28 protein-coding genes are annotated in these 23,508 nt (G+C 47.6%); all 28 read right to left on the reverse strand.

The window, feature by feature from the left end; genetic code table 11:
• Window positions 1–3: 3 nt before the first annotated feature.
• The 28 genes from rpsB to NSB25_RS15335 all read right to left on the reverse strand — a co-directional run bounded on the left by rpsB (window position 4) and on the right by NSB25_RS15335 (window position 23,445).
• Window positions 4–765 carry a 30S ribosomal protein S2 gene (gene rpsB, locus NSB25_RS15200; RefSeq protein ID WP_103240376.1) on the reverse strand — a complete coding sequence of 254 codons (762 nt, stop codon included), beginning with the start codon at window positions 763–765 and terminating at the stop codon, window positions 4–6.
• 242 nt (window positions 766–1,007) lie between these two features.
• Window positions 1,008–1,598 carry a hypothetical protein gene (locus NSB25_RS15205; protein ID WP_146040069.1) on the reverse strand — a complete coding sequence of 197 codons (591 nt, stop codon included), beginning with the start codon at window positions 1,596–1,598 and terminating at the stop codon, window positions 1,008–1,010.
• A 43-nt stretch (window positions 1,599–1,641) separates the two neighbouring features.
• Window positions 1,642–2,376, reverse strand: a complete 735-nt coding sequence (locus NSB25_RS15210; RefSeq protein WP_103240374.1) for a DUF6115 domain-containing protein — start codon at window positions 2,374–2,376, stop codon at window positions 1,642–1,644.
• 15 nt (window positions 2,377–2,391) lie between these two features.
• On the reverse strand, window positions 2,392–2,700 hold the full coding sequence (locus NSB25_RS15215; protein ID WP_103240373.1) for a hypothetical protein: 309 nt from the start codon (window positions 2,698–2,700) through the stop codon (window positions 2,392–2,394).
• A gap of 27 nt (window positions 2,701–2,727) precedes the next feature.
• Window positions 2,728–4,317, reverse strand: a complete 1,590-nt coding sequence (locus tag NSB25_RS15220) for a DUF342 domain-containing protein (protein ID WP_103240372.1) — start codon at window positions 4,315–4,317, stop codon at window positions 2,728–2,730.
• Window positions 4,318–4,332: 15 nt separating this feature from the next.
• Complete coding sequence (locus NSB25_RS15225) at window positions 4,333–5,106, reverse strand: FliA/WhiG family RNA polymerase sigma factor (RefSeq protein WP_103240371.1); 774 nt, start codon at window positions 5,104–5,106, stop codon at window positions 4,333–4,335.
• Between the two features lie 61 nt (window positions 5,107–5,167).
• The gene (locus tag NSB25_RS15230; RefSeq protein ID WP_103240370.1) at window positions 5,168–5,440 is read right to left on the reverse strand and encodes a hypothetical protein; all 273 of its coding nucleotides are present in this window, start codon (window positions 5,438–5,440) and stop codon (window positions 5,168–5,170) included.
• A gap of 13 nt (window positions 5,441–5,453) precedes the next feature.
• Window positions 5,454–5,948, reverse strand: coding sequence for a chemotaxis protein CheD (locus NSB25_RS15235; protein ID WP_103240369.1), 495 nt, complete (start codon window positions 5,946–5,948; stop codon window positions 5,454–5,456).
• A gap of 57 nt (window positions 5,949–6,005) precedes the next feature.
• Window positions 6,006–6,629, reverse strand: a complete 624-nt coding sequence (locus tag NSB25_RS15240; protein ID WP_103240368.1) for a chemotaxis protein CheC — start codon at window positions 6,627–6,629, stop codon at window positions 6,006–6,008.
• Window positions 6,630–6,681: 52 nt separating this feature from the next.
• Window positions 6,682–7,422, reverse strand: a complete 741-nt coding sequence (locus NSB25_RS15245) for a flagellar brake protein (protein WP_103240367.1) — start codon at window positions 7,420–7,422, stop codon at window positions 6,682–6,684.
• A gap of 54 nt (window positions 7,423–7,476) precedes the next feature.
• Window positions 7,477–8,352, reverse strand: a complete 876-nt coding sequence (locus NSB25_RS15250) for a MinD/ParA family protein (protein WP_103240366.1) — start codon at window positions 8,350–8,352, stop codon at window positions 7,477–7,479.
• A gap of 26 nt (window positions 8,353–8,378) precedes the next feature.
• Entirely contained in the window at window positions 8,379–9,647 is a 1,269-nt protein-coding gene (gene flhF, locus NSB25_RS15255) for a flagellar biosynthesis protein FlhF (protein ID WP_103240365.1), read from the reverse strand.
• Between the two features lies 1 nt (window position 9,648).
• Complete coding sequence (gene flhA, locus NSB25_RS15260; protein ID WP_103240364.1) at window positions 9,649–11,694, reverse strand: flagellar biosynthesis protein FlhA; 2,046 nt, start codon at window positions 11,692–11,694, stop codon at window positions 9,649–9,651.
• 34 nt (window positions 11,695–11,728) lie between these two features.
• Window positions 11,729–12,838, reverse strand: coding sequence for a flagellar biosynthesis protein FlhB (flhB, locus tag NSB25_RS15265; protein WP_242982459.1), 1,110 nt, complete (start codon window positions 12,836–12,838; stop codon window positions 11,729–11,731).
• A complete protein-coding gene (locus tag NSB25_RS15270) occupies window positions 12,835–13,617 on the reverse strand; it encodes a flagellar biosynthetic protein FliR (protein ID WP_103240363.1) in 783 nt (260 codons plus the stop codon). Before NSB25_RS15270 ends, flhB begins: the two co-directional genes overlap by 4 nt.
• A gap of 13 nt (window positions 13,618–13,630) precedes the next feature.
• Complete coding sequence (fliQ, locus tag NSB25_RS15275; RefSeq protein ID WP_103240362.1) at window positions 13,631–13,903, reverse strand: flagellar biosynthesis protein FliQ; 273 nt, start codon at window positions 13,901–13,903, stop codon at window positions 13,631–13,633.
• 105 nt (window positions 13,904–14,008) lie between these two features.
• Window positions 14,009–14,806 carry a flagellar type III secretion system pore protein FliP gene (gene fliP, locus NSB25_RS15280; RefSeq protein ID WP_172455144.1) on the reverse strand — a complete coding sequence of 266 codons (798 nt, stop codon included), beginning with the start codon at window positions 14,804–14,806 and terminating at the stop codon, window positions 14,009–14,011.
• Entirely contained in the window at window positions 14,793–15,176 is a 384-nt protein-coding gene (locus NSB25_RS15285; RefSeq protein WP_103240360.1) for a flagellar biosynthetic protein FliO, read from the reverse strand. Before NSB25_RS15285 ends, fliP begins: the two co-directional genes overlap by 14 nt.
• Window positions 15,176–15,538 carry a response regulator gene (locus NSB25_RS15290; protein ID WP_103240359.1) on the reverse strand — a complete coding sequence of 121 codons (363 nt, stop codon included), beginning with the start codon at window positions 15,536–15,538 and terminating at the stop codon, window positions 15,176–15,178. The genes NSB25_RS15285 and NSB25_RS15290 overlap by 1 nt, the downstream gene beginning before the upstream one ends.
• Window positions 15,539–15,551: 13 nt before the next feature.
• On the reverse strand, window positions 15,552–16,943 hold the full coding sequence (gene fliY / locus NSB25_RS15295; RefSeq protein WP_103240358.1) for a flagellar motor switch phosphatase FliY: 1,392 nt from the start codon (window positions 16,941–16,943) through the stop codon (window positions 15,552–15,554).
• 3 nt (window positions 16,944–16,946) lie between these two features.
• Window positions 16,947–17,927, reverse strand: coding sequence for a flagellar motor switch protein FliM (fliM, locus tag NSB25_RS15300; protein ID WP_103240357.1), 981 nt, complete (start codon window positions 17,925–17,927; stop codon window positions 16,947–16,949).
• A gap of 69 nt (window positions 17,928–17,996) precedes the next feature.
• A complete protein-coding gene (locus NSB25_RS15305) occupies window positions 17,997–18,533 on the reverse strand; it encodes a hypothetical protein (protein WP_103240356.1) in 537 nt (178 codons plus the stop codon).
• A gap of 24 nt (window positions 18,534–18,557) precedes the next feature.
• Window positions 18,558–19,388, reverse strand: coding sequence for an OmpA/MotB family protein (locus NSB25_RS15310; protein WP_103240355.1), 831 nt, complete (start codon window positions 19,386–19,388; stop codon window positions 18,558–18,560).
• Window positions 19,388–20,182, reverse strand: coding sequence for a motility protein A (locus NSB25_RS15315; protein ID WP_103240434.1), 795 nt, complete (start codon window positions 20,180–20,182; stop codon window positions 19,388–19,390). The genes NSB25_RS15310 and NSB25_RS15315 overlap by 1 nt, the downstream gene beginning before the upstream one ends.
• Before the next feature lie 30 nt (window positions 20,183–20,212).
• Window positions 20,213–20,398: a flagellar FlbD family protein gene (locus NSB25_RS15320; RefSeq protein ID WP_103240354.1), complete on the reverse strand. Its 186-nt coding sequence runs from the start codon at window positions 20,396–20,398 to the stop codon at window positions 20,213–20,215.
• Between the two features lie 100 nt (window positions 20,399–20,498).
• Window positions 20,499–22,208, reverse strand: a complete 1,710-nt coding sequence (locus NSB25_RS15325; RefSeq protein WP_103240353.1) for a flagellar hook protein FlgE — start codon at window positions 22,206–22,208, stop codon at window positions 20,499–20,501.
• A gap of 80 nt (window positions 22,209–22,288) precedes the next feature.
• Window positions 22,289–22,702, reverse strand: coding sequence for a TIGR02530 family flagellar biosynthesis protein (locus NSB25_RS15330; protein WP_103240352.1), 414 nt, complete (start codon window positions 22,700–22,702; stop codon window positions 22,289–22,291).
• Between the two features lie 17 nt (window positions 22,703–22,719).
• Window positions 22,720–23,445, reverse strand: a complete 726-nt coding sequence (locus NSB25_RS15335; protein WP_172455143.1) for a flagellar hook assembly protein FlgD — start codon at window positions 23,443–23,445, stop codon at window positions 22,720–22,722.
• Window positions 23,446–23,508: the final 63 nt, after the last annotated feature.

The following is a 23,508-nucleotide window of genomic DNA, read 5'->3' on the forward strand; positions in this document are numbered from 1 at the left end:
CGATTATTCTGCTTCCTGTTCCACTACCTCTTCAATGTCTTCGGCACCTTCTGCAGCCACATCTGCCTCGGTATAGACAGCTTCTCCCTGATTTGCTTCCACAACGGCATCAGCCATCTTGGATACAATCAGCTTTACAGCTCTGATAGCATCATCATTTCCGGGAATGATATAGTCCAGCTCCTCCGGGTCACAGTTGGTATCGCCAATTCCAATGAGGGTAATGCCCAGAGCATGTGCCTCCTGCACACAGATTCTTTCCTTCTTGGGATCAACTACAAAAATAGCATCGGGAACTCTGTTCATATTCCTGATACCACCCAGGTTCTTCTCCAGCTTTTCCCACTCTTTCTTCAGCTTGATAACTTCCTTTTTGGGAAGTACATCAAAAGTTCCGTCTTCCGACATTTTTTCAATGGCATTCAGTCTTCCGATACGGGACTGAATGGTCTTGAAATTGGTGAGCATTCCGCCCAGCCATCTCTCGTTCACGTAATACATACCGCAGCGCTCTGCCTCGGTCTTAACTGCATCCTGGGCCTGTTTCTTGGTTCCCACGAAAAGAATGGTGCCGCCCTGTGCAACGATTTCGGATACCGCTCTGTAAGCCTCATCCACCTTACCCACAGACTTCTGCAGATCGATAATGTGAATACCATTCCTCTCAGTGAAGATATAAGGAGCCATCTTAGGGTTCCATCTTCTGGTCTGATGTCCGAAATGGACACCTGCTTCAAGCAGCTGCTTCATAGAAATAACGCTCATGTTCTTACCTCCATTTGGTTGATTTCTTCCGCATAACCGTATCAATCTGTGACAGATTGTGCCGAATCCGCGTTAAAAACCGGCAACTCCGACGATTACCTCTGGCAAACACTGCAAAAAGCACCCTCGCCGAATCGGTATGCGTGTTTTCTGTTTTAACAGATATACAATAAAAAGTGTTCCTCTGACACTTTTCACCGCACAAGATTATAGCATAATACCTCCTGCATTGCAAGAGGTATTTATCTGCTTCTCGTAATAATTTTCGCTATCTCTTCTTCACTTGCTCCCGCGGGAATCTGGTATGTCCCGAACTTAATCTTCCTTGAATATCCGTTATCACACAGATATGTGTCAAAGGCAGCGGCATCCTCCACCAGTCCCTCTTCCTCGAGCATGATACAGATACGATAGGAAGTAACTCCGGGTTCCACCTCAACGGTAACCGTTTCCGCGCTGCTTTCGCCGGCGGCTTCATCCGGGCCGGATGTGGTTCCTTCTTCTCCGGAAGTCTCCCCGGAACCGGCGTCCGCATCTTCTTCTCCCTGTGTCTCAGGAAGCTGCTGTGTGGGTTCCGCCTCCGAATCCGGGTCTTCCTCCGCCTTCGTCCCCTCTTCCGGCCCTGCCTCATCGCCGGAATGGTTTTCCCCCGGCACAGGTGTATTCTGAATATCCGTTAATTTCAGGGAATCACTTTCCACCATTCCCAGCTCCGCCGCTCTGGTTCTGATCTCCGCGTCACTTAAGGGCACTTTCTCAGCAGTCACTCCCATCAGCAGAGCTGTGACAATCATTCCGATTCCCAGTCCCCGCATTTGATATCTTAATTTCACTTTATTCCTCACTTTTTATGATTACTATGAAAGTCGGACACTTCTATGTGACATTTCGGCCGGCCGCATGAGAGCTCTGGAACAAATCCAGTACCAGTTTTACCTCTCCCATTCCCAGCCCCAGTTCCCTGGCAATGTCCCTGGCAGATTTCCCTTCCCCGTAAAGCTGCAGAATTTCTTCATTATGATTATATTGCTGTTCATCGATATTCTGAACAAATTCCCCGGTCTCAGGAGCCGCTTCCGGCAGTCCCGTCTCCGGCAACATTTCCTGCTCCGGAACAATATCTTCCTCTCCCACGGAGGCTGTCTGCGTTTCAACAGGTATCTCTTCCCGGGGTACGACAGATAGAAGATTCTGAAAAGAAGCCGCTCTCTCCTCCGCCTCCCTGACGGCATGATTCACTTCTGATACCGCATTTTTCAGGCTGACATGTTTATTGTTCAGCATATCATATAAAAACATGGCCTCGTCATGATTTTTGTGGATTTCCGTAAGGACGGTTTCTGAATATTCGCTTACCGCCATGATTTTCTCATTGGAAAGTCGTTCCAGAGACCGTTCTGTCTTCTCCATCGCATAGGTAACCGCTTCCCCCACCACATCGTCTACATGGCTCCGCACCGCCTCCAGTTCCTGGCTGACCAGCTTCCTGATCTCCTCCCGGGCCAGCTCTCCTCTGCTGTCAGCAGCCGGAGATTTCTTTTCAGGAATCAGAAAGCTTAATGTAAATATAATACCTCCAGCAATCAACAGGATAACTTCCATAATATCCATTTTTCTCGTCCGTCCTCATATTTTCATGTCGAAACCCCCGCGGTTTTTTACCACCACGCGCTCCTGAGACGGTTTCCCTTTACGCTTTCTTCCGCCGTCTCCGCTGTACTGACCATTTCCCTTTTCTTTGGCATCCGGCCTGTTTTCATGCCACTGCGTATTATCGCTGCTGCGCACTTCCCGTATATTCTGTTCCGCCGTCTTCTGAAACTGCTCACTGAAGTTGGCCTGGTCCACCGCCACTTTATTGTCTTCATTGTGTTTTATAGTAGTATAATCCTGCGACCGCGATACTGTCGTCAGCTCAATTGCCCCAAATGCCATAAGCCCCTTCCTTTCCCGCAAAACGCGTTACATGGGAACCATTTTCACTTCGCCGTCTTCCTTTACGAATTTACAATACCGATAGCTCTGCTGCAAAAGTCTGCTCACATTTCCGATAATCATGGTAGTATTCGGATGGACCTGCTCCTCCACAACTATTTCTGCCTCTTCCCGCGCCTCCATCATCTCTTCCAAAGCCGTACGACGTGCATTCAGACGCTCCAGTTCTGTATTCTTCTCCTGAATCAGAGATCCCACACTGCGCATATAACGCAGCTGGCCATCGTTATACTGAAATCCCTTTTTCTGCTTTTCCAGGAAATTATTATAAATAACCTGAGCCGCATTGACCGTTTTCGTTCTCTCCTCGATGGCTGTTCTCACATGTTCAAGCTGAGCAATCAACAGCGGTTCCACGCCTACCTCCAGTGTTGTCGCGGTACTCATACTGCCTCCGATGGACTTGACTCTGATAGAGTTTGCCGCCTGCACGCGGCCTCCCAGGATAATTCCCTTCCGGCCTCCCACTCTCACATCGCTCCCTGCAGATACTGTACAATGAAGGATTGCTTCCGTCTCCACAAATCCGCCGGTCACAATACGGGAATTTTCCAGGAATTTCACAATAATGTCGCCCTTCGCTCTCAGGTAGCCCTTGCCCATGCCGTTCATACCTTTTGCAATGATAATATTTCCGCCGGCAATAATCGTGGCCCCCTCTACCAGACCGTTTACCACAACATTTCCCCCGGCCTTTACTTCAAAGTTCTCATCCACATTGCCGGCTATCTCCACACTTCCGTCATAATTGATGTTCCCTGTGGATACATTGACTCCCTTCACCTGGTATACGGAAGATACCACTACCTTCTTGTCAGCCAGTGTCACATGTCCGTCCACCATGGAAGTGATGGAAAGTCCGTCCGCAGACAGTTCAATATTCTTGCCGAATTTCAGGGTCTCACGCTTTACCTCACGGGGCTTGATTGCCTTTCCATACACATCACATCCCGCTTCTCCCTGCTGCTCCGGAATAATTCTGGCAAGCACCTCCCCTTTCCGGCACTGATTAATCGTTGTCAGATTGAAGTAATCCACCCGACCGTCTTCCTTATGTGCCGGCCGTTTGTGAGAGACCGTATTAAAAGAATATTCAATCCTGGCATCCTGTCCCTGGACAGACTTCTTCCCTTTGGCGACCAGAATATTCGTACAATACACGCCTTCCGAAAGAAAATGCTCTTCCAGTGACTTCTCCTGTAACCCGTATACAATCTTTTTATTTCTGATTTCCCGCAGGAAATCATTCATCTCCAATCTGGCCCCGCCCTCAGAGGGTGGTATAAAGCGGACAGTAGCCATCATGCCGTCTTCACTGACCTCAAGGAAATAGGTTTCCGGGCAGACGGGACACTCTCCGCTCCCCAGATGGACAATGCCGCCCTCTCCGAAGCTGATCTGTGCCTCCAGCCTTTTTTTATCATAATTTATTTTCAATCCATCCAGATATTTCCAGACTTCATCCGCACGGATTTCTTCTCCAAAGTCCTTCGGCTGATATAAGGCTATCCCATATCCCGAAAAATCATTCACCAATCGAAAATAACCATTCTGCATAATCCGCCCCCCTGTTTAATCACCTGACAGAATACCCATATAATTCCCCATCTTCACTTTCATTTTCTTTAGCGCCCTGGTATGCAGCTGCGATACCCTGGACTCGGAAACTTCCAGTATACTGCTGATTTCCTTCAATGTAAGCTCTTCATAATAGTAAAGAGTAATTACTTTCTGTTCTTTCTCTGTCAAAAGCAGCAGAGCCTCACCCAGCACTTTCGTCAATTCTTCTCTCTCCACGCTCTCTTCGGGAGCTTCGAAATGAGAAGTCGTATGTCTCCTGTAATCCTGAGACACATCGCTGCCCTGTTCCATATACTCATTCAGGGATACCAGTCCTGTAATCTTCATCTGGGACTGCCAGTCCAGATACTCTTCGTCTGATATGCCAAGTCCCCGGGCTACCTCTTCATCTGTGGCGGTATGTCCCGTATTCTGCTCGATTTCTCTGATTACAGTCTCTATCTTTTTCTGTTTCTGCCTGATGGTTCTGGGAATCCAGTCCATCTTGCGAATCTGGTCCAATACAGCCCCCCGAATCCGCACACTGGCATACGTTTCAAATTTTACGTCCTTTAAACAGTCAAATTTGTCTATTGCATCTATCAGCCCGAAAATGCCGTAGCTGACCAGATCTTCATATTCCACATTATAACCCAGATACATACTGAGTCTTCCTGCAACCACCTTTACAAGAGGAGCGTATTCCAGGATCAACTGCTCTCTGGTTTCGGGTGATTTCGTCTTCGCATATTCTTCTAACAGTTTCTTTCTGCCTGCCTCATCCATGAAACCTTCGCTCCTTATCTGTCACTGTCATATTCCAGCCTATGAAAGTATAATTTTTGTTTTACTCCTCCTGCTTCCCATCCTGTTCCGCATTCTCAGTATCTTCTGCTTCCTTCTCTATAACCTCTCCCTCTTCCCTGAGTCTTTCTTCATTCTGTTTATCAAAAAAATCAAGTGTCCACTTCATTATGCTTCCCAGCAAATAGAAAATCAACAATACAATAAAGAGCGCAACCAGCTTCTCCGCCATCGTATACTGCTCTATAAAGGTAATAACGCATGTAACCGCACCTGCCGTCAACATTAATAAAAGCGGTAAATTTTTCCTGTTCATGTCTTTATCCCTTTCAGATAATCTTCTCGGGCTTTCCTACGGCACGAATATGGAATGCGCCAGTCTCAGGATAAAAAATGACGGTCCTGCCGTAATTTGCACCGGTGTCCTGAGCCAGAATCGGGATCTTAAGTTCTTTCAGTTTTGCCCTGGCCGCATCAGCATTTCTGTTCCCCACCTGGGCAACAGACGGACCTCCTCCGCCCTGAAAACTGAACATGGTAGCACCACCGGCAATCTTCGCCACCATTCGTATGCGCCTTGCCCCCAGCCTCTCTATCTGTCTTACCAGCTCTTCAATACCTGTATCCGCAAATTTCGCTATATTATGCTGTCCTGTAGTGATTGCTTTGCTGTCCGGCAGCATAATATGTACCAGCCCCCCAACTTTCAGCATCGGGTCCCTGATTGCAATACCGACGCAGGATCCCAGCCCCAGGGTCATCACACCATCAGGGCTTTTGCAGGTTTTCAAATCTGCTATTCCTACTTTGATTATCTCACTCATAAGCCCACTTCCACATCCTTTTTATCCGTTCTAATCCGCATCTGTCACTTCGAACCGTCATTCCATCGAAATTCCCAGCGCAGTCATAATCTTCGCATAAGACTCCAGATCCGGAATCAGGATGAAATAGCCGTCCAGCTTCACTTCATCATAAAATTGCGACTGAATCAGCAAAATATTGTCACCATAAACGCCGAACTGAATAGCCGGCACACTCAGAATCGCACCTGCCATATCCACCGTTACCGCAGGAGGCGAAGGAAATACTTTCAGATTTGTCATGGTAGACAGCGAATTCAGGTAGGCCCCCGTTATGATATTTCCCACTTCCTGCATGGCAGACAGGCCCATTTCTTCAAATTCACTGCCCTCCGGCAGCATCCCCATGGTAATCTTCTGAATCAGATGTCTGGCACTCTGTTCTTCCACCATGAACATCATACTTCCGGTGATATCGCCCTCCACCCCCAGGAATACGCCTGCCATCAGCTGCTCTTCGCCACCTACCAGCTCACCCACCTCGGCAAACTCCAGCAGTCTGACCTGCGGCACCTTCATGTCCACTTTACACTGCAGCATCTGGGACAGCGCCGTCATGGCATTTCCCGCGCCGATATTTCCGATTTCTCTCAGCACATCATAATAATTCTCCGTAACCTGTTCCAAGCTCACGTCCTTCATACGCCGCCTCTCCTACTTCCATTTACTTACCGCACCATCAGCTCAACAAAACTTATATCTTTTCCGTACTGAATTTTGTTTTCTGTCTGCTCTTTCGCTCTTCCTCGAAAATATACTTGATAATTTCCTCGCGCACAATGGGATCCATATCATAAAACTGTACCCGATGCTCGTAAGTCCCGGGACGATTGTCCAGCTCTATGGAACTGATGACCCTGCTGATCACCTCGTATTTCTTATGTTCTCCCCCGTTCATCAGATGATAGCAGCAATACATCAGACTTCCCGGCTCATACCTGCAGGAGGACAGAAAACGCAGTCCGCCTCCGCTGATATCCACGATAATACTTTCCTTCAGAGGAAGCCCCTTCTGCAGCGCAAAAGGCTGTCTGTTTTCTATGGTCTGTATCTCTTCTTCCTCCAGGGTACGAGCCCGCATCTCCAGCGCACATCTCAGACGATAGAACTCTCTTCTCTGATATTTGCGCAGATTACTGGTCATCTCCACCAGGAGCAAATACATGTTATTACTCTTGTACCGGTCAATGATTCTGCCCAGACACTGAAACAGACCGCCTGAGGCGTAAAAAATCATCTCAAATTCACTGTCCACCGGCAGCAGGATCAGTTTTGTCTTCTCCACCGGCATTGTGATCTCAATGGTATCCTCAGACTGTATTTCATGTACCTTGCTGTGATAAACCTTCCCGGCCGTTCCCGCAGGTTCCGCACCCCCATGAGAAACAGCCTGCAATTCAATTTTGTCCCCTTCCGCTATAAACTTTGAAAACATAACACCCACCTGCCTTTACTCATTTTGCCTGACTGCTTGATTTCGTTCTGTATTTCAGCGTTTCCCGCCGATAAAATAAGAGAGAAACGCGGCCATCCCCCGCTTCGGCTGACGCTCCGATTCTGTTCTGTCCAGAAGTTTTCCCGCTATCCGTTCATAGGCCAGCGCAGACCTCGCATTCGGATTGTGCAGAGAGACGGGAACCTGCTGCATCACCGATCTGGACAACTGTGAATCTTCCGGCACACAGTCCAGATATAACACAGGTACCTTCAGATAGCGCTCCACCACTGTATTCAGCTTATCATAGAGAATTCGACCCTCGGACTCTTTTTCCACACGGTTGGCAACCAGTTTTATCTTCGTATTCTCCGAATCAAACCGACTGTGACGATACAAAGCCTTCAACAGAGAATAGGAATCCGTAATGGAAGTAGGTTCCGGCGTGGTAATCAGCAATATCTCATCACTTGCCACCAGGAACTCCAGCACCGCATCCGAAATGCCTGCCCCCGTATCTACAATAATAATATCTGCAATGCTGTCCAATTGTGCCAGATTCTGAATGATACAGCTTAAATAGCCGCGATTCAGATTGGACATACCGGCAATTCCGCTTCCTCCGGAGATAAAACCAACCTCCATTGGCCCCCAGGTGATGATGTCCGTAATGCTTTTTCCCTGATATATCAAATCATACAGATTATGCTTGGGAACCGCGCCAAACATAATTTCAATATTTGCAAGGCCAAAATCCGCATCCAGTATAATGACCCGTTTTCCCATCTTCCTGAATTGAATTGCCAGATTAATGGAGGTATTGGACTTGCCGACTCCGCCTTTGCCGCTGGTAACAGTGATAATCCTCGCCAACGATCTGGGCTGCTGTCGGCCTGCCTTCAGAATTCGTAACTGCTCTGCCTGGTCCATTTATAACCTCCTTTGTCCCCTGAATCCTAAGAATTTCTCTCCTGTTTTGTACTCAGAATCTGTTTTACGGTTTTCTGAGGATTAAATTGTTCAATATCATTGGGCACATCCTGACCATTTGTCACAAAGGCGATGGGTGTTCCCATAAAAAGCTTCATGTTCAGCAGATTTCCCATGGTCATGGTCTCATCCAGCTTGGTAAAAATCAGCTGAAACTCTGTAAATTCCTCATAGCTTGACACAATTTTCAGCAAATCACGATATTTGGTAGTGGCGGAAAGGACCAGGAATACCTGACACTCTCCTGCACTCTTCAAAGCTTCAAGCAGCTTTACCGTATTCCCCATCTGATCTTCATTTTTGTGGGAGTGTCCCGCCGTATCCACGAAAATAAAATCATAGGTCTGAAATTCCCGAACCGCATCCAGCGCTTCATCCTCCGAATAAATAATACGGAAAGGAATCTCCAGAATATTCGCATAGGTGCGAAGCTGCTCCGCCGCCGCGATCCGATAGGTGTCAGCTGTCAGAAGCGCCACTTTCTTTTTCTCATCCACGCTGATGCTGCTGGCGATTTTGGCTATGGTGGTAGTCTTCCCCACTCCTGTAGGCCCCATAAAAAACACAATCTTCGGCGCACCTTCCACAGGTGTGATTCCCTCTGCCCTGCCGAATTTCAGTATCATTTTCTGATACACATTTGCCAGAATCCGATCCAGAGGCATATTGGGCTGCCCCGCCACATCTATCTCATCCACAATCTGATTGGCATATTTCTCATCTACCTCGCTTCTCAGCATGGTGTTGTATAATAAGCGGATAAAACGCTGCTGTTCTGTGATTTCCTGCCCTTCCTCTTCTCTCTCCTCCTCGACAACACCCATGTCCCCCTTATCCAGAGCATCTTTTCTCTCTTCTTCACTCTGCTGAAAGCGATTCACCAGTAACTCCTGGAGACTGTCCAGTTTTTTCTCAATTGCCTGACTCTCCTGCGTCGAAAGCCGGTTATTTCCGGCCAGGACACTCTCCGGATTCCGCGGTGCCGTCTGCGCAGGGCTCTGACCCTCTGTCCCTGCCTGCGTCTGAAAGCCCAATGTACTGCGCACCTTATTCATTGTATCACATTCTTCCTCCAGTGCTGCCGTAACCTCTGTACGCTTTCCTCCGAACAAAGCTCCCAGTCCTTTTCGCTTCACGAGTTTTACATTCATGATGACAGCACCACTGCCAAGTTCTTTTCTGGCAGCTTCCACCGCTTCTTCTTCCGTTTTACCCACAAACTTCTTAATGATCATTTTATGCTGTCACCATCCCCACCGATTGTAATTCCACATTAGTCTCTACTTCATTGTAGGATACGACTACCAGATCCCTGAAATAATCCTCGGTCAGCCGCTTAAAATACATACGTACAATAGGAGATGTAATGACAATGGGATTCTTTCCAAGGTTCTCGAGCTTCTGGACTTCCTTACCCACAGAATCGATAATCGCCCTGGACCGGTTCGGGTCCAGATTCAGGAAGGCCCCATTCTCTGTCTGTTTTACACTTCCCATAATTTCCTGCTCCACCTTCGGGTCCAGCGTAACCACATTTGTAGTCTCGTGAGGCGGGAAATACTTTGTGGAAATAGCACGTTTCAGGCTCTGTCTCACGTACTCTGTCAATATATCCGTGTCTCTTGTAGCCGGCGCATAATCCGCCAGCGTCTCCATAATCGTAAGAAGGTCCCGAATGGAGATGCCTTCCCGTAAGAGATTCTGCAGTACCTTCTGTACCTCGCCAAGCCCCAGCAGCTTCGGCACCAGCTCCTCCACCAGAGAAGGATTTGTCTCCTTTATATTGTTGATCAGATTCTGTACATCCTGTCTTGTCAGCAGTTCTGCAATATGCTGCCGTATGATTTCCGTCAGATGTGTTGCAATAATAGAAGGCGGGTCCACTACCGTATAGCCGAGACTTTCCGCCCGCTCCCTCTGATTCTCCGTGATCCAGATGGCCGGCAGATGGAAAGAAGGTTCAAAGGTGGGAATACCTGTTATCTCTTCCTCCACATACCCGGGATTCATGGCCATATAATGGTCAAACAGGATTTCTCCCTCGCTGATCTGGATTCCCTTTATCTTTATAATGTACTGATTGGGATTCAGCTGAATATTATCACGCAGTCGAATTATGGGAACCACTGTACCAAGCTCCACTGCAATCTGTCTTCTGATCATAACCACACGGTCAAGAAGATCTCCGCCCTGATTCACATCAGCCAGCGGAATAATCCCATATCCGAACTCCAGCTCTATGGGATCCACCTGCAGCAGGCTGACAACATTTTCAGGCTGCCGGATTTCCTCCGCCGCAGCCTCCTCACTGTCTACCTCACTCTCAATGGCCGCCGTCTCCAGACTGCCGGCCATCATTCTGCCTCCCACAATGAAGAGAAGTCCCATTCCCATAAAGAGAATCGTATTCAAATCGGTGACAACTCCCAGAAAGACAAGCGTACCTCCCACCATATACATTACCTTCGGTATCCCGAACAGCTGACGGAAAATAGCCGGACCAAATTCCGCCTCCTTACTTCCCTTTGTCACCAGAATACCCGTTGACAGCGAAATCAGCAGGGAGGGAATCTGGCTTACCAGACCGTCACCAATGGTGAGAATACCGTAATTATCCAATGCGGTCATCGCATCCATGCCATTGCGGAGCATACCCATGGCAAGACCGCCGATCAGGTTGATGGCAGTCAGCAACAATCCTGCCGTTGCATCTCCCTTAACGTATTTAACGGCACCATCCATGGAACCAAAAAAACTGGACTCCATCTGAATCTTGTCACGTCTCTCCTTCGCCTCTCTGTCATCGATAGCACCGGTATTCAGGTCGGCGTCAATGGCCATCTGCTTACCGGGCATGGCGTCCAACGTAAATCTCGCTGTTACTTCAGCCACACGCTCGGAACCTTTATTAATGACCAGGAACTGAATCATAATCAGAATCACGAAGACAATGGCACCCACAATCAGATCACCGCCGCCCACGAACTGTCCGAAGGTAATTACCACGTTTCCTGCGGTACCTTCTGTCAGAATATATCTCGTGGAAGACACATTCATGGCGATCCTGAAAATGGTGGTAAACAACAGGATCGTGGGGAAGTATGACATATCCAGTACTTCCTTAATGAACATACACGCGAACAGTATGGTAAAGCCTATGGCAATGTTAAAAGCCATAAATACATCCAAAAGCACCGCCGGAAGAGGCACGATCAGCATAATAAATGCCACCAGAATATAGATTGCCACCATGGCATCCGTCTTCGCCAGTCTTGCAGTCATCTTGTGCTCCTCCCTTCTCCTGATCTGATTCTATCTAAATTTTCCCCTGCAGATGATATACAAATGCAAGGACTTCCGCCACAGCCTGATATAGCTCCGGCGGCACCGCTTCACCTATCTCCACATTCGCATAAAGCATTCGGGCAAGCGGCTTGTTCTCCACTATCTCAATCTTATTCTCTTTTGCGACTTCCTTAATACGAGCTGCCAGATGGTCCTCACCTTTCGCAATCACAACAGGTGCATCTGCCACCTCCGGCTCATATTTGATAGCCACGGCATAATGAGTGGGATTGGTGATGACCACATCCGCCTGAGGCAGTTCCTGCATCATACGCCGCATGGAAGCCTCTCTCATCTTCTGCCTGATTTTACCCTTTATCTGGGGATCTCCTTCCTGCTGCTTGAACTCTTCCTTTATCTCCTGTTTGGTCATCTTCATGTCATTCTTGAATTTCACTTTCTGATAAATAAAATCAGCCAGTGCGATCAGCATGTAGAACATGGCAATCCGAATACCCAAATCGGTGACTGTCTTTGCCACCAGCTCCAGAGCCTGCATCAGAGTAACATCATATAAATTCAGCAGAATCGGCCATTTATCCTTCAGATAACTGTAACAGATATAAGTTATCATTCCGATTTTTGCAATGGATTTTACCAGCTCCACCAGCGAATTCACGGAAAGAATTTTCTTAAAGCCCTTCAGGGGATTCAGCTTGCTGAACTTGGGCTTCATAGGTTCCGTGGTAGGTTTCCACTTTACCTGCGCAAGGTCTGCAATAAAGGCAATCAGGAAACCAATCAACAGAATGGGAGCGACTATAATCAGTACTTCCATCAGCATCTGCCGAAACAGTATCCCCACATCCCGCTGAGGCATTGTCCCCTGCCAGAATACGGTGACATCCGTAATCTTACTGTAAATATTGCCAAAAAGCTCCAGAAACTGTATCCCTATATTTCCCACCCAGAGCTTTAATATCAGAAACAGAGCCAGCAATTCCAGGCCGTTGGTAATCTCACGGCTTTTCGCCACCTGTCCTTTTTTTCGGGCGTCCTCCAGCCTTTTCTGTGTAGCCGGCTCCGTCTTCTCTCCGCCCATACCTTCCTTTGCAAAAAACTGCAGATTATAACGAATCACATCATGCCTCCCACAAAGGAATCTATCATTTCCTTCATTTCGCCGAAAACGAAATCGGCGATTCCCGGCAGCATCCCCGCCGTAAAGAAAATAATCGAAAGTCCTACCAGAATTTTCAGCTGCATACCCACTGCAAACATATTCACCTGCGGCGCAACCTTTGCCAGCACGCCCAGAACGGCATTCAGCAGCAATATGGCACAGAAAATCGGCAGAATAATCCGAAAACCGATAATCACATAGTTGCCCAGGAATTCAATCACGGAATTCAGCAGAGAATCCGTGCGAAACACTGCTCCGTTCACCGGAATCAGAATAAAAGTATCCGCCAGAGCCCCGAACAGGTATCTGTACATTCCCGTGGAAATCATCAGAAGCATCAGGCCATACTGATACAGCGCACCTGTGATGCTGGTGCTTTCCCGCGAAGTAGGGTCCATCAGAGTCACCATGGACAATCCTGTCTCCATATCCGCAATAGAACCGGCAAAATTTACTATGGAGGTACACATACTGGCCGAAAATCCAATCAGCAGTCCCACAATCGCTTCTTTCATTACAATAATGGTATATTCCGTAAGTGTGGAGTATACCACAGCTTCCGCAGGAGTCAACGCCTGATACAAAAGAATGGATGTAAAAAAGCTGATCCCAATCCGCACCCTGGAAGGTGTGTTCCGCAGGCTGAAAAATGGCGCCGTATGGACAAAACAGGCTACTCTGACCAAAATCAGAAGAAAATATTCCAAATCATAAACGGAAAAGGAGTAATTTATCATTCTGTAAGGCTCCCTACCTGTTTATGTAAAGGCCAAAATCCGACCAGAGAACATTCATAAATTCCACCATAGAATTCATCATCCAATTGCCGAACAGTATCAACGCCAGAAACACACAGATAATCTTCGGCACAAAAGTGAGCGTCTGCTCCTGAATGGATGTCACAGTCTGGAAGATACTTACCGCCAGACCTACACACAGCGATACCAGTAAAACAGGAAGAGACACTTTGATAATCAAAAACAAAGCCTGTCTCGTAATATCCATCACGACATCAACTGTCATCTTCTGCTCCTTTCCGCCGCTGTCAGACAGTCAGCAGCTGTTCCGGCATATTGTCGAAATGCCGCAGCAGTCACTGGCATAATCATATCAATACAAATCATATCACTACAGATAAAAGGATTTCACCAGCTGCCCTATAATCAGATTCCAGCCATCTGCAAGCACAAACAGCAGTATCTTAAAGGGCATGGAAATCGTTGTGGGAGGCAGCATCATCATACCCATACTCATCAGTGTGGATGCCACCACCATATCTATCACAATAAAAGGGATATAGATAATAAATCCTATCCAAAAAGCCATTCGCAGCTCACTGAGCATAAAACTGGGCAGCAGCACCGACAGCGGAATATCCTCCAGGCTCTCTCCGTCCCAGCTTAAACCCGCAATGTCCATAAATAATTCCGCATCCTTCACCTGAGTCTGCGTGTACATGAACTTTCTCAGCGGAACAACACCTTTCTCCAATGCTTCATCCAGACTCATTTCCCCGGCCTCATAAGGCTGATAAGCCTGCTCGTTAATCTCCGTTATGGTGGGTTCCATAATAAAGAAAGTGAGAATCAGAGCAAATCCCACAAGGACCTGATTGGGCGGAGCTGTCTGCGTATTCAGCGCCGCACGGGTAAAATGCAGTACTATCACAATACGCGTGAAAGAAGTCATCATGATGACAAGTGTAGGTGCAATGGCTATCAGCGTCAGTGTCAGTAAAATGCGCAGGGAACCGTTTATTTCGCCATTTCCGTCACCATAGTTGATGCTCAGGACATTTCCCGGCGTATCAGAGGAGAGTTCACTGGCAAATACTGTCATTGAACTTAAAATACACAATATGCCCACCATAAGAAGTAGGCATATCGCGGATACTATTCGCTTGCTTATAAGCTTATTTTTCATCATGCTTCGGCTCTTCCCGGGCAGATTCATCTCTCTTTACAGCCTTATCCAGAAGTTCTCTGAAGCTCTTCTGTACAGAAGCCTTCTCGCTCTTCCTCAGCTGCCCTTCCGGAATCTCGCCCAACATGGTAACCGTATCCTTACACACGGCAATCACCATATATTTTTCGCCTGCCCGTATAATCTGGATATATTTATTATTCGCAATACGAGTGGTTTCTATTACCTCTACGTTCTCATTCACATTCTGCTGCTTCTGATAATTTGCAATCCACCTGGTAGTCCAGGCGGTAATTCCAAGTACTGCCACAAAAATCAGCAGAATCGTGATGAACTGGGCATAGCTGCCCGCCCCTGCAGCTAACAGAGTCATCAGCCAACAACCTTCTTCACGGCTTCAATGACACGTTCTGCCTGGAACGGTTTTACAATAAAGTCTTTTGCACCCGCCTGAATGGACTCGATAACCATGGCCTGCTGCCCCATTGCGGAACACATGATAACCTTGGCGCCACCGTCCAGCTTTTTGATTTCCTTCAAAGCCTGAATGCCATCCATCTCCGGCATGGTGATATCCATCAATACAAGATCAGGTGAAACCTCCTTGTACTTCTCCACCGCTTTCAGTCCGTTCTCCGCCTCTCCTGCGACATTATAACCATTTTTGGTCAGTATGTCCTTAATCATCATTCTCATAAATGCCGCATCATCGCATATCAAAATATTCTTTGCCATGCAAAACTTCCTCCTACTTGATAATCTCTGTTACTCTTACACCAAAGCTTTCTTCAATTACTACTACTTCACCCTTTGCAACGAACTTACCATTTACCAGTACATCTATGGGTTCACCGGCAATACGATCAAGTTCGATAATCGTACCGGGTGCAAAGTCAAGAATTTCGGAAATCAGCTTGGATGTACGGCCCAGCTCCACGGTGACATTCAGAGGAACATCCATAATCAGCCCAATGTTCTCCTGCCCCGCAATATTTCCTCCATCATTGGTAAATCCCTGGAACTGAGCAGGCTGAACATTGATATTCTGCATACCCGCTCCCGCGGACATTCCCATCTGCGGGCTCATTCCCACAGGCATTCCGCCCATCCCCATATTCATCATCTGCGGATTCATCCCCATCATCTGGGGATTCATTCCCATCATCTGAGGGTTCATTCCCATGGGCATGCCACCCATGCCTGCATTCATCATCTGCGGATTCATCCCCATCATCTGAGGATTCATTCCCATTCCGCTCATATCCATCTGGGGATTCATTCCCATTCCACTCATGTCTGCCTGCGGATTATTTCCCGTCTGAGCATTCATTCCGCCCTGCATTCCCATATCTGCGGCCGCAGTGGGAGCAGGTTCTGCCGCGGTCGGCTCCGAGCTTCCGCCTGTCTGAGAATTCATAAAGGTATCCACTACCTTACGGGCAAAATCTACCGGATACAACTGCATAATAGAGCTGTCTACCAGGTCATCAATCTGCATCTTAAAAGATATCTTGACAAATACATTTCCCAGGAAAGGAGAGACATCACTTCCGTCCTTTACCTGAGTCAGGTCCAGAAGAGAAGCTTCCGGCGGACTGATATCAATTTTGGTGCCCATCATAGTAGAAAGAGAAGTAGCCGATGCCCCCATCATCTGATTCATTGCCTCGGATATTGCGCTCAGATGCAGCTCTCCCAGCTCTCCGTCCGTATTGGTGCCGTCCCCTCCCATCATCAGGTCCGTAATCACCTTAACGTCATGCTCCTTTAATATCAATATGTTGGTACCGTCCAGTCCAACCGTATATTTAATCTGAATAAACACACAGGGGCGTTCATACTGCGTCAGCAGATTATCCCATGTGCAGAACTCCACAACGGGTGTTGTGATATTGACCCTTCTGTTCACCAGAGAGTACAGCGTGGTTGCCGAGGAACCCATACTGATATTGGCAACTTCGCCGACGGCATCTTTTTCCACATCCGTAAGAAGCTCTTCGGCATCTTTCATCGCCTGAGAAAGATCTACCGGACTTCTTTCGCCCTCTTCATTGCTTTCAACAATCCCCGGTTCATCGTCATCGGACAAATCCATGCCGGAGAGTAATGCGTTTATCTCGTCTTGAGACAATCCGTCCATTCTTTACTCCTCCTCTCTAATAACTGATGTAATCCTGACTGCATAAGAGTCTTTCTCGGTACCGGGTAATGCGGTAAACTTCCTGATATTGCCTACATAAATATTCATATCTTGATCCACTCCGGAATCCAGCCGGATACAGTCTCCTACCTGCAGGTTCAAAAAATCGTTTACGGAAATCGTACTGTTGCCAAGCACGGCCCTGATTGGCACATCCACCTTACGAATCAGAGATTCCACATAGACCTCATAATTCTCGTCATGATTCTCCTGCATGGTGGAATACCAGTATTTCGTATTCAGCTTATCCATAATATCTTCCAGTGTAAAGAAAGGAAGACAGATATTCATGAAGCCTTCCACTTCTCCTATTCTTATCTCCATGGTCACAATGGCAACCATGTCACTGGGAGCTATAATCTGTGCAAACTGTGAATTCGTCTCCAGCCTGTTCAGCACAGGTGCTATATCGACAACATTTTTCCAGGGATCCCGCAAAAGCTGGGTAAACATCACCAGTATTTTCTCGATAATCATCTGTTCTATCTCGGAGAAATCTCTGCCTTTCTCCAAAGGCATACCGACTCCTCCAAGCATGCGGTCCAACATGGCATATCCAAGATTAACACCCAGTTCCATAATAATAGAACCATTCAGCGGTGCAAAATTAACGATTCCCATTATGATGGGACTCGATAGAGAGTTCGTAAACTCATTAAAGGTCAGAGCCTCGGAGCCAACCACGGACACCTGCACGCTTTTGCGGAGATAAACCGGAAGATTCGTAGATATCAGCCGCGCATAATGCTCAAAAATAATTTCCAGAGTTCTCAAATGTTCCTTGGAAAACTTTGTGGGACGGTTGAAATCATAAATCTTGACTTTCTTCTCGTCCTTTTGCTGCATCTGGTCCGTATCCAGCTCGCCTGAAGACATCGCCGCCAAGAGGGCGTCTATTTCTTCCTGGGAAAGAGTTTCGGCCACACAAGTTCACCTCCTGTCACATGCCGCCGCATGACTGCGTTTCTCATCGTCCATATTCTCCCATGCACATCAGCCATATTTGATATTGCTGAGTGTAATTCCATAGATAAATTTGGACTTAAATAAAGTCTGAATAGAAGTCAGAATTTCATTCCTGATATCAGTGGTAAATGCGGCGCGGCATTCTTCTTCGGTATAGCTGCTTACCACCGCAGATATGGCATCCGTAATCATACTGTCATAACTGCTGATTGAGCCCGAAAATTCTGCATAGTCCTCATGATTCTTATCCATCAGCAGAGAGATGTCGAATACAATATATACAGGCTTGTCGCTCTTGCTCACCGTCCCGTCCGCATTCACTACATTGGAGAAAGCCAGCTGTATGGTCATAGGCTCCATAACATGCGTCTCTGTATCGGATACTGCCACCTCCGGTCCCGCCCCCGGCTGGTACATCTCCAGGTTCATTGCCGCTCCGATGCTGTCCATCAGCGCAGCCGTTTTTTGATTCGTGCTCAGGACATTGATCATCATAACCGCCGACAGAGCAATGTTTACAATCATCAACACCAGAATCAGTACACTCAGTAAATTCTTTTTCATGACTCAAGGATCCTTTCTTTCAACTTATCTCACTGACGGATTATAAATTAATATTTCTACCCTTCTGTTCCTGCTTCTGCCCTCGGGTGTAGAGTTATCGGCGATAGGTACCCGCTCTCCCATTCCGGCATGCTTCAGGTTCACAGGATTCAGCAGTGTCTTCTCCTGCAGATAATAGAATACAGCCAGGGCTCTGGCGCTGCTCAGCTCCTCATTGCTGGGGTATTGCGCGCTGTTTATGGGCACATTGTCAGTATGCCCCTCAATCTCAATATTTCCACTGCCCTGCCCATAGCGTTCCAGTATGGCGCCCACTTTCTCCACAACCTGCATGGACTCCTCCTTCAGCTCCGCGCTTCCGGAATCAAAAAGCAAAGCTCCGCTCATGGTAAGTTTTACATACTGAGCGGTAAAACTGAGCTCCACTTCATCGGCAATATCATTTTCCCGAAGTGCCTCTTCAATTTCTTCCATCCGCTCTTCATTTTCCTTCAGCTGCTCTTCCTGAAGCATTTCTTCCAGCGCTTCCGGCGATTTGTCAAATTCCTCCAGCTTATCACCGTCAGTCTCACTGTCTGCGGTCTTACCGGTACTGTTGATATACTGATCCAGCTCATTCAGCTGACTGACGCCATTGCTGATGAGAAAACCGTCACCTATGGCTGCAGCACCTCCGTCAAACACACTGAAGGTATTATTCATGGCTGCCACAAATTCCTGGAGCTTCGCCTCCTCAATACTGGACATGGCAAAAAGCATAACGAAAAAGCAGAGCAGAAGGTTCATCAAGTCACTAAATGTCGCCATCCACGCCGGTGCACCGGCCGGGGGCGCCTCTTCCTTGCGCTTTGCCATTACTCTTCACCCCCTGCATCACCGCCTGCAGATTCCCTGTCCTTGGGAGACAGGAAGGACTTCAGCTTCTCTTCGATAACCCTGGGGTTCTCGCCGGCCTGAATGGACAGCAGACCCTCAATCATAACTTCCTTCAGCATCATTTCCGCTTCGTTATCAGCTTTCAGTTTGTTCGAAACAGGAATACAGATGGCATTGGCAAGAACCGAACCATAGAAGGTAGTGATCAGAGCCACCGCCATGGCAGGTCCCAACGTAGCCACATTATCCATGTGATACAACATATCAACCAGACCGATCAGGGTACCAATCATACCCCAGGCAGGTCCCATGGCCCCCAGTGTATCCCAGAACCCGATACAGGTTTTGTGCCGCCCCTCTATACTTACCAGCTCTGTCTCCATAATGGCACGCACCAGTTCAGGGTCCGTACCATCCACCATGAGAAGAATTCCTTTCTTCAGGAAAGCGTCATCCATATCAGAAGCCGCCTCTTCCAGGGAAAGCAGACCCTCTTTACGGGCCACGTTTGACAGGTCAATAATCTTGCGAATCATCTCTGTGGTATTCAGTGCAGGCGCCTTAAAAACAAGCGTAAAGCTTTTCAGACCGTTTATGTAATCCGCCAGACTGTGGGACGTCAGCGTAGCGGCAAAAGCTCCTCCGAATGTAATAATGGCAGAAGGCACATCCGCGTATTCCTTGACCAGGTTCTCGATACCGGCACCATTCCAGATACCGAAAATCATCATTACAAAACATAAGATAATACCAAGTAAAGATGCAATATCCACGAAAATCACCTAACTTTTTGCTTTTTTCGACTATTCCGCAAAAATACCCTTTCTATATGATTTTACAAGATTTTTTATCTCTTGTCTACTTTCTTTTACAATTATTTTTTTCCCTGTGGTAAGCGTAATCACTGTGTCGGGAGTCTCCTCCACCACTTCAAACAGATGGGGATTTACCAGAATCTTCACTCCGTTCAGCTTAGTTACTTCTATCATTTTCAGACCTCTTCGTCTCAAAGAATATGGAGGACAAAAACTCTGCCCTCCATAGTATAGCACAACCCATAACATAAAGCGAGTAAAAATTATCTGTTTCTTATCGTTTTAGATTAGTTAATTCTTCCAGAAGCGTATCGGACACGGTAATGATACGGCTGTTGGCCTGGAAACCACGCTGAGTGGTAATCATTTCCGTAAACTCCTGAGACAAATCCACGTTACTCATTTCCAGCTGTCCTGTGGACATATAGTCTCCGCTGGCCGTAATATCCACGCCGATTCCGTCAAACGCACCGGAGTTCAGTGTGGCGGAGTACAGGTTATCCGCCTGCTTCTCCAGACCGGAGGCATTGGCAAATCTGGCCGTTGCAATCTGCCCCAGAAGCTTTGTCATACCATTGTCATAGCTGGCGTAAATCATACCGTTCTGCTGAATGGACACTCCGATCATGGCGCCCTCCTTACGGCCGGAACCGGTATTATACTCATCGTCGGAACCGTTGGTGGCGCTGATGGTGGATACTCCCTTGTGGTCCACACTGGAGATACTCGAGAAATCTACCTCGATGGACGGGAAATTGCCGTCTTTGCTGAGTGCACCTAAATTTAAGGTGGCCGTGGAGCCGGTGCCTCCGTTCAGTCCGCTGAACTTACCTGACTTACCGTCAAAGTTGATGACTGCACCGTTGAATTTGCGGCCATCTATTTTAAAGCCTTGCTTTAAATCATTAGCATCAACAGCATTGGCTAACAAAGAACTCAAATTCTTATCTTTTGTCAACATTTCTTCCACTGATTTATAAGTAATGGTTTCATTTGGAGGTGTTCCCGTTTTAATGCCTACACTCAGCTTCAAGAACTCATCCACATCTGAGTAACCAAAAGCTTCCGCAACCTTTGCATTACTTTCAGGAGTACCATCTATGGCTATTTGAACTGGAGGTGTGTCTGTGGTGGTTAAGTTACCTGCCTTATCAAGAGTATAGCCATCCTTCAATTTAAGCGTTGTGGCCATAGCCATTGTACTTGCCCCGCCAAACAGGTCCTCTACATTTACTCCATCCGGCACAGGCACTTCCTTATTTTTAGAATCCACAATCTTATCCAGCTCAATACTGAAGGTATTCTTATCATCTGTGGACTGCCTGATAGAGAATTTCGCCGTATAGGTATATCCCTGGGAATCATAGAAGCTCAAGTTCACCACTCTGCCGTTCTCACCGGTCACATCCGTGTCGTTCTTGTCAATGATACCGGAAAAGTAGGCGTGGGAAGTGGCCTCAGGGGGATAGCTCTTATTGGCGGCACTCATGATGCGCAGCGCGGAAACGGTATCCTTCTTGATCCCCTTCACATCTCCTGTCACGGGGTCTGTCTCTACCTGCCATCCCATGACATTGTAACCGATGCTGGTCATGGCCAGATTGCCTGCACCGTCAACGTAGAAGGAACCGTCTCTGGTGAAATAGTTCTGACTGCCATCGCTGACCACGAAGAAATTCTCTCCGGTGATCATGATATCAAAGGGATTTCCCGTGGACTGGGAAGCGCCCTGTCCCGTGATATTGACATTGATGGCGCTGGTTTTTACGCCCAGACCAATCTGTCTGGCATTGACGCCGCCGGTACCGGTAGTGGCGTTGGCGCCGCTGGCTCTCTGTGTGGTCTGACTCATCAGGGAGGCAAAAGTCATTGAGCTGGACTTATATGCCACCGTGTTAACGTTTGCGATGTTATGACCGATAACATCCATTCTGGTCTGATGTGTCTTAAGACCTGACACACCAGAAAAAAGTGATCTCATCATAGTAATCTGTTCCTCCTGATCTGGAACGAAGCATGCCTCTGTCTGTCATTCCAGAGGCTATAACCTCCGTAAAGGTCCGGTTACATAATAACTGCTCCGTTAATATTGGTAAATATGTTCTCTTTTGTCTCCGTACTGTCCATTGCAGTGACGACCGTCTGGTTTGGTACATTGACGATAAACGCCAGCGAATCCACAATCACCAGTGAATCCCGGATTCCCTTCTGTTCCGCCTTTCTGGTCCCGGACTCCAGCCGTTCCAGCTGACTGTCGCTGAGCTCGATATTGCGGTCCGCAAGTCTCCCCATAGCATGTTTGGAGAACTTAAGGCTGCCTGCTCCTGCCAGCGTCTTTAGCTGTAAAACATCCTGAAAGGATAAGCCGTTTGCGGCCTGGCCGTCCGTGGCCTTTCGAACCTGTGTCCTCCGGGGACTGCCCAGATACTGGTCCGTCAGCTGTTCAATGGAAAATTTACCATTGTTCTGAATCTCCATCCCTGTATGCTCCTTCTTTATGCTTCGTCAGTGCCTTCAGGCTCCTCCGTATTGGAATCACCGTCTCCTTCGCTGTCTTCCGACTCATTCTTTTCCGCTTCCTCCGCCATGGCCCGAAGTTCCTTCAGCCTCTCAACATACTTGTTCAGCTTCGTCAGCGTCTCCGTTGCGATAAAGCTCTTCTCATAATCTGTCATTTCATTGTATCGCTTCTCCAGATCATCGATGGCTTCTCCATGAGACAGGTCAATACCGCCTACAGCCGGCAGTTTGTTCATATCTATCGAAAATGCGTATCCCTTGTCAAAAGCATTCTTGTACACAACATCCACTACATTCACCAGATCATCCAGTGAATAAAGGGACTCCTCAATAGACACATAAGCCTTATTGTTCTCAAACGCCACATAATCCACCTTGCCGTATACGTATTTAGGCTCTCCGTCTGTACCGGTGGTCTTCACATATACCTCCTGCCCTACCAGTGATGTGGCTCTGCCAAGTTCCGAGGTCGCCGCCAGATTCTGCATCTGCTCTACCTGCGAGAACTGCGCATACTGAGAAATGTACTCCGTGTTGGATGTGGGCTGCAGCGGGTCCTGATACTGCATCTGCGCTACCAGAAGCTGCAGGAACGCTTCCTTATCCATGCTGTCATTGGTTGACTTAACTGCTTTTTTCAGGGACTTCTGAGACTCCGTCTCCACAATCTGTCCGTTTTCAACAGGTGCCATTAAACCCATGTGCATTCTCCTTTCTCTGTTCTGTCATTTATCCGGACTTATTGTCCGTCTCAAATTGCTCTT

This window comes from Acetatifactor muris (genome assembly GCF_024623325.1).
Lineage (GTDB): Bacteria > Bacillota > Clostridia > Lachnospirales > Lachnospiraceae > Acetatifactor > Acetatifactor muris.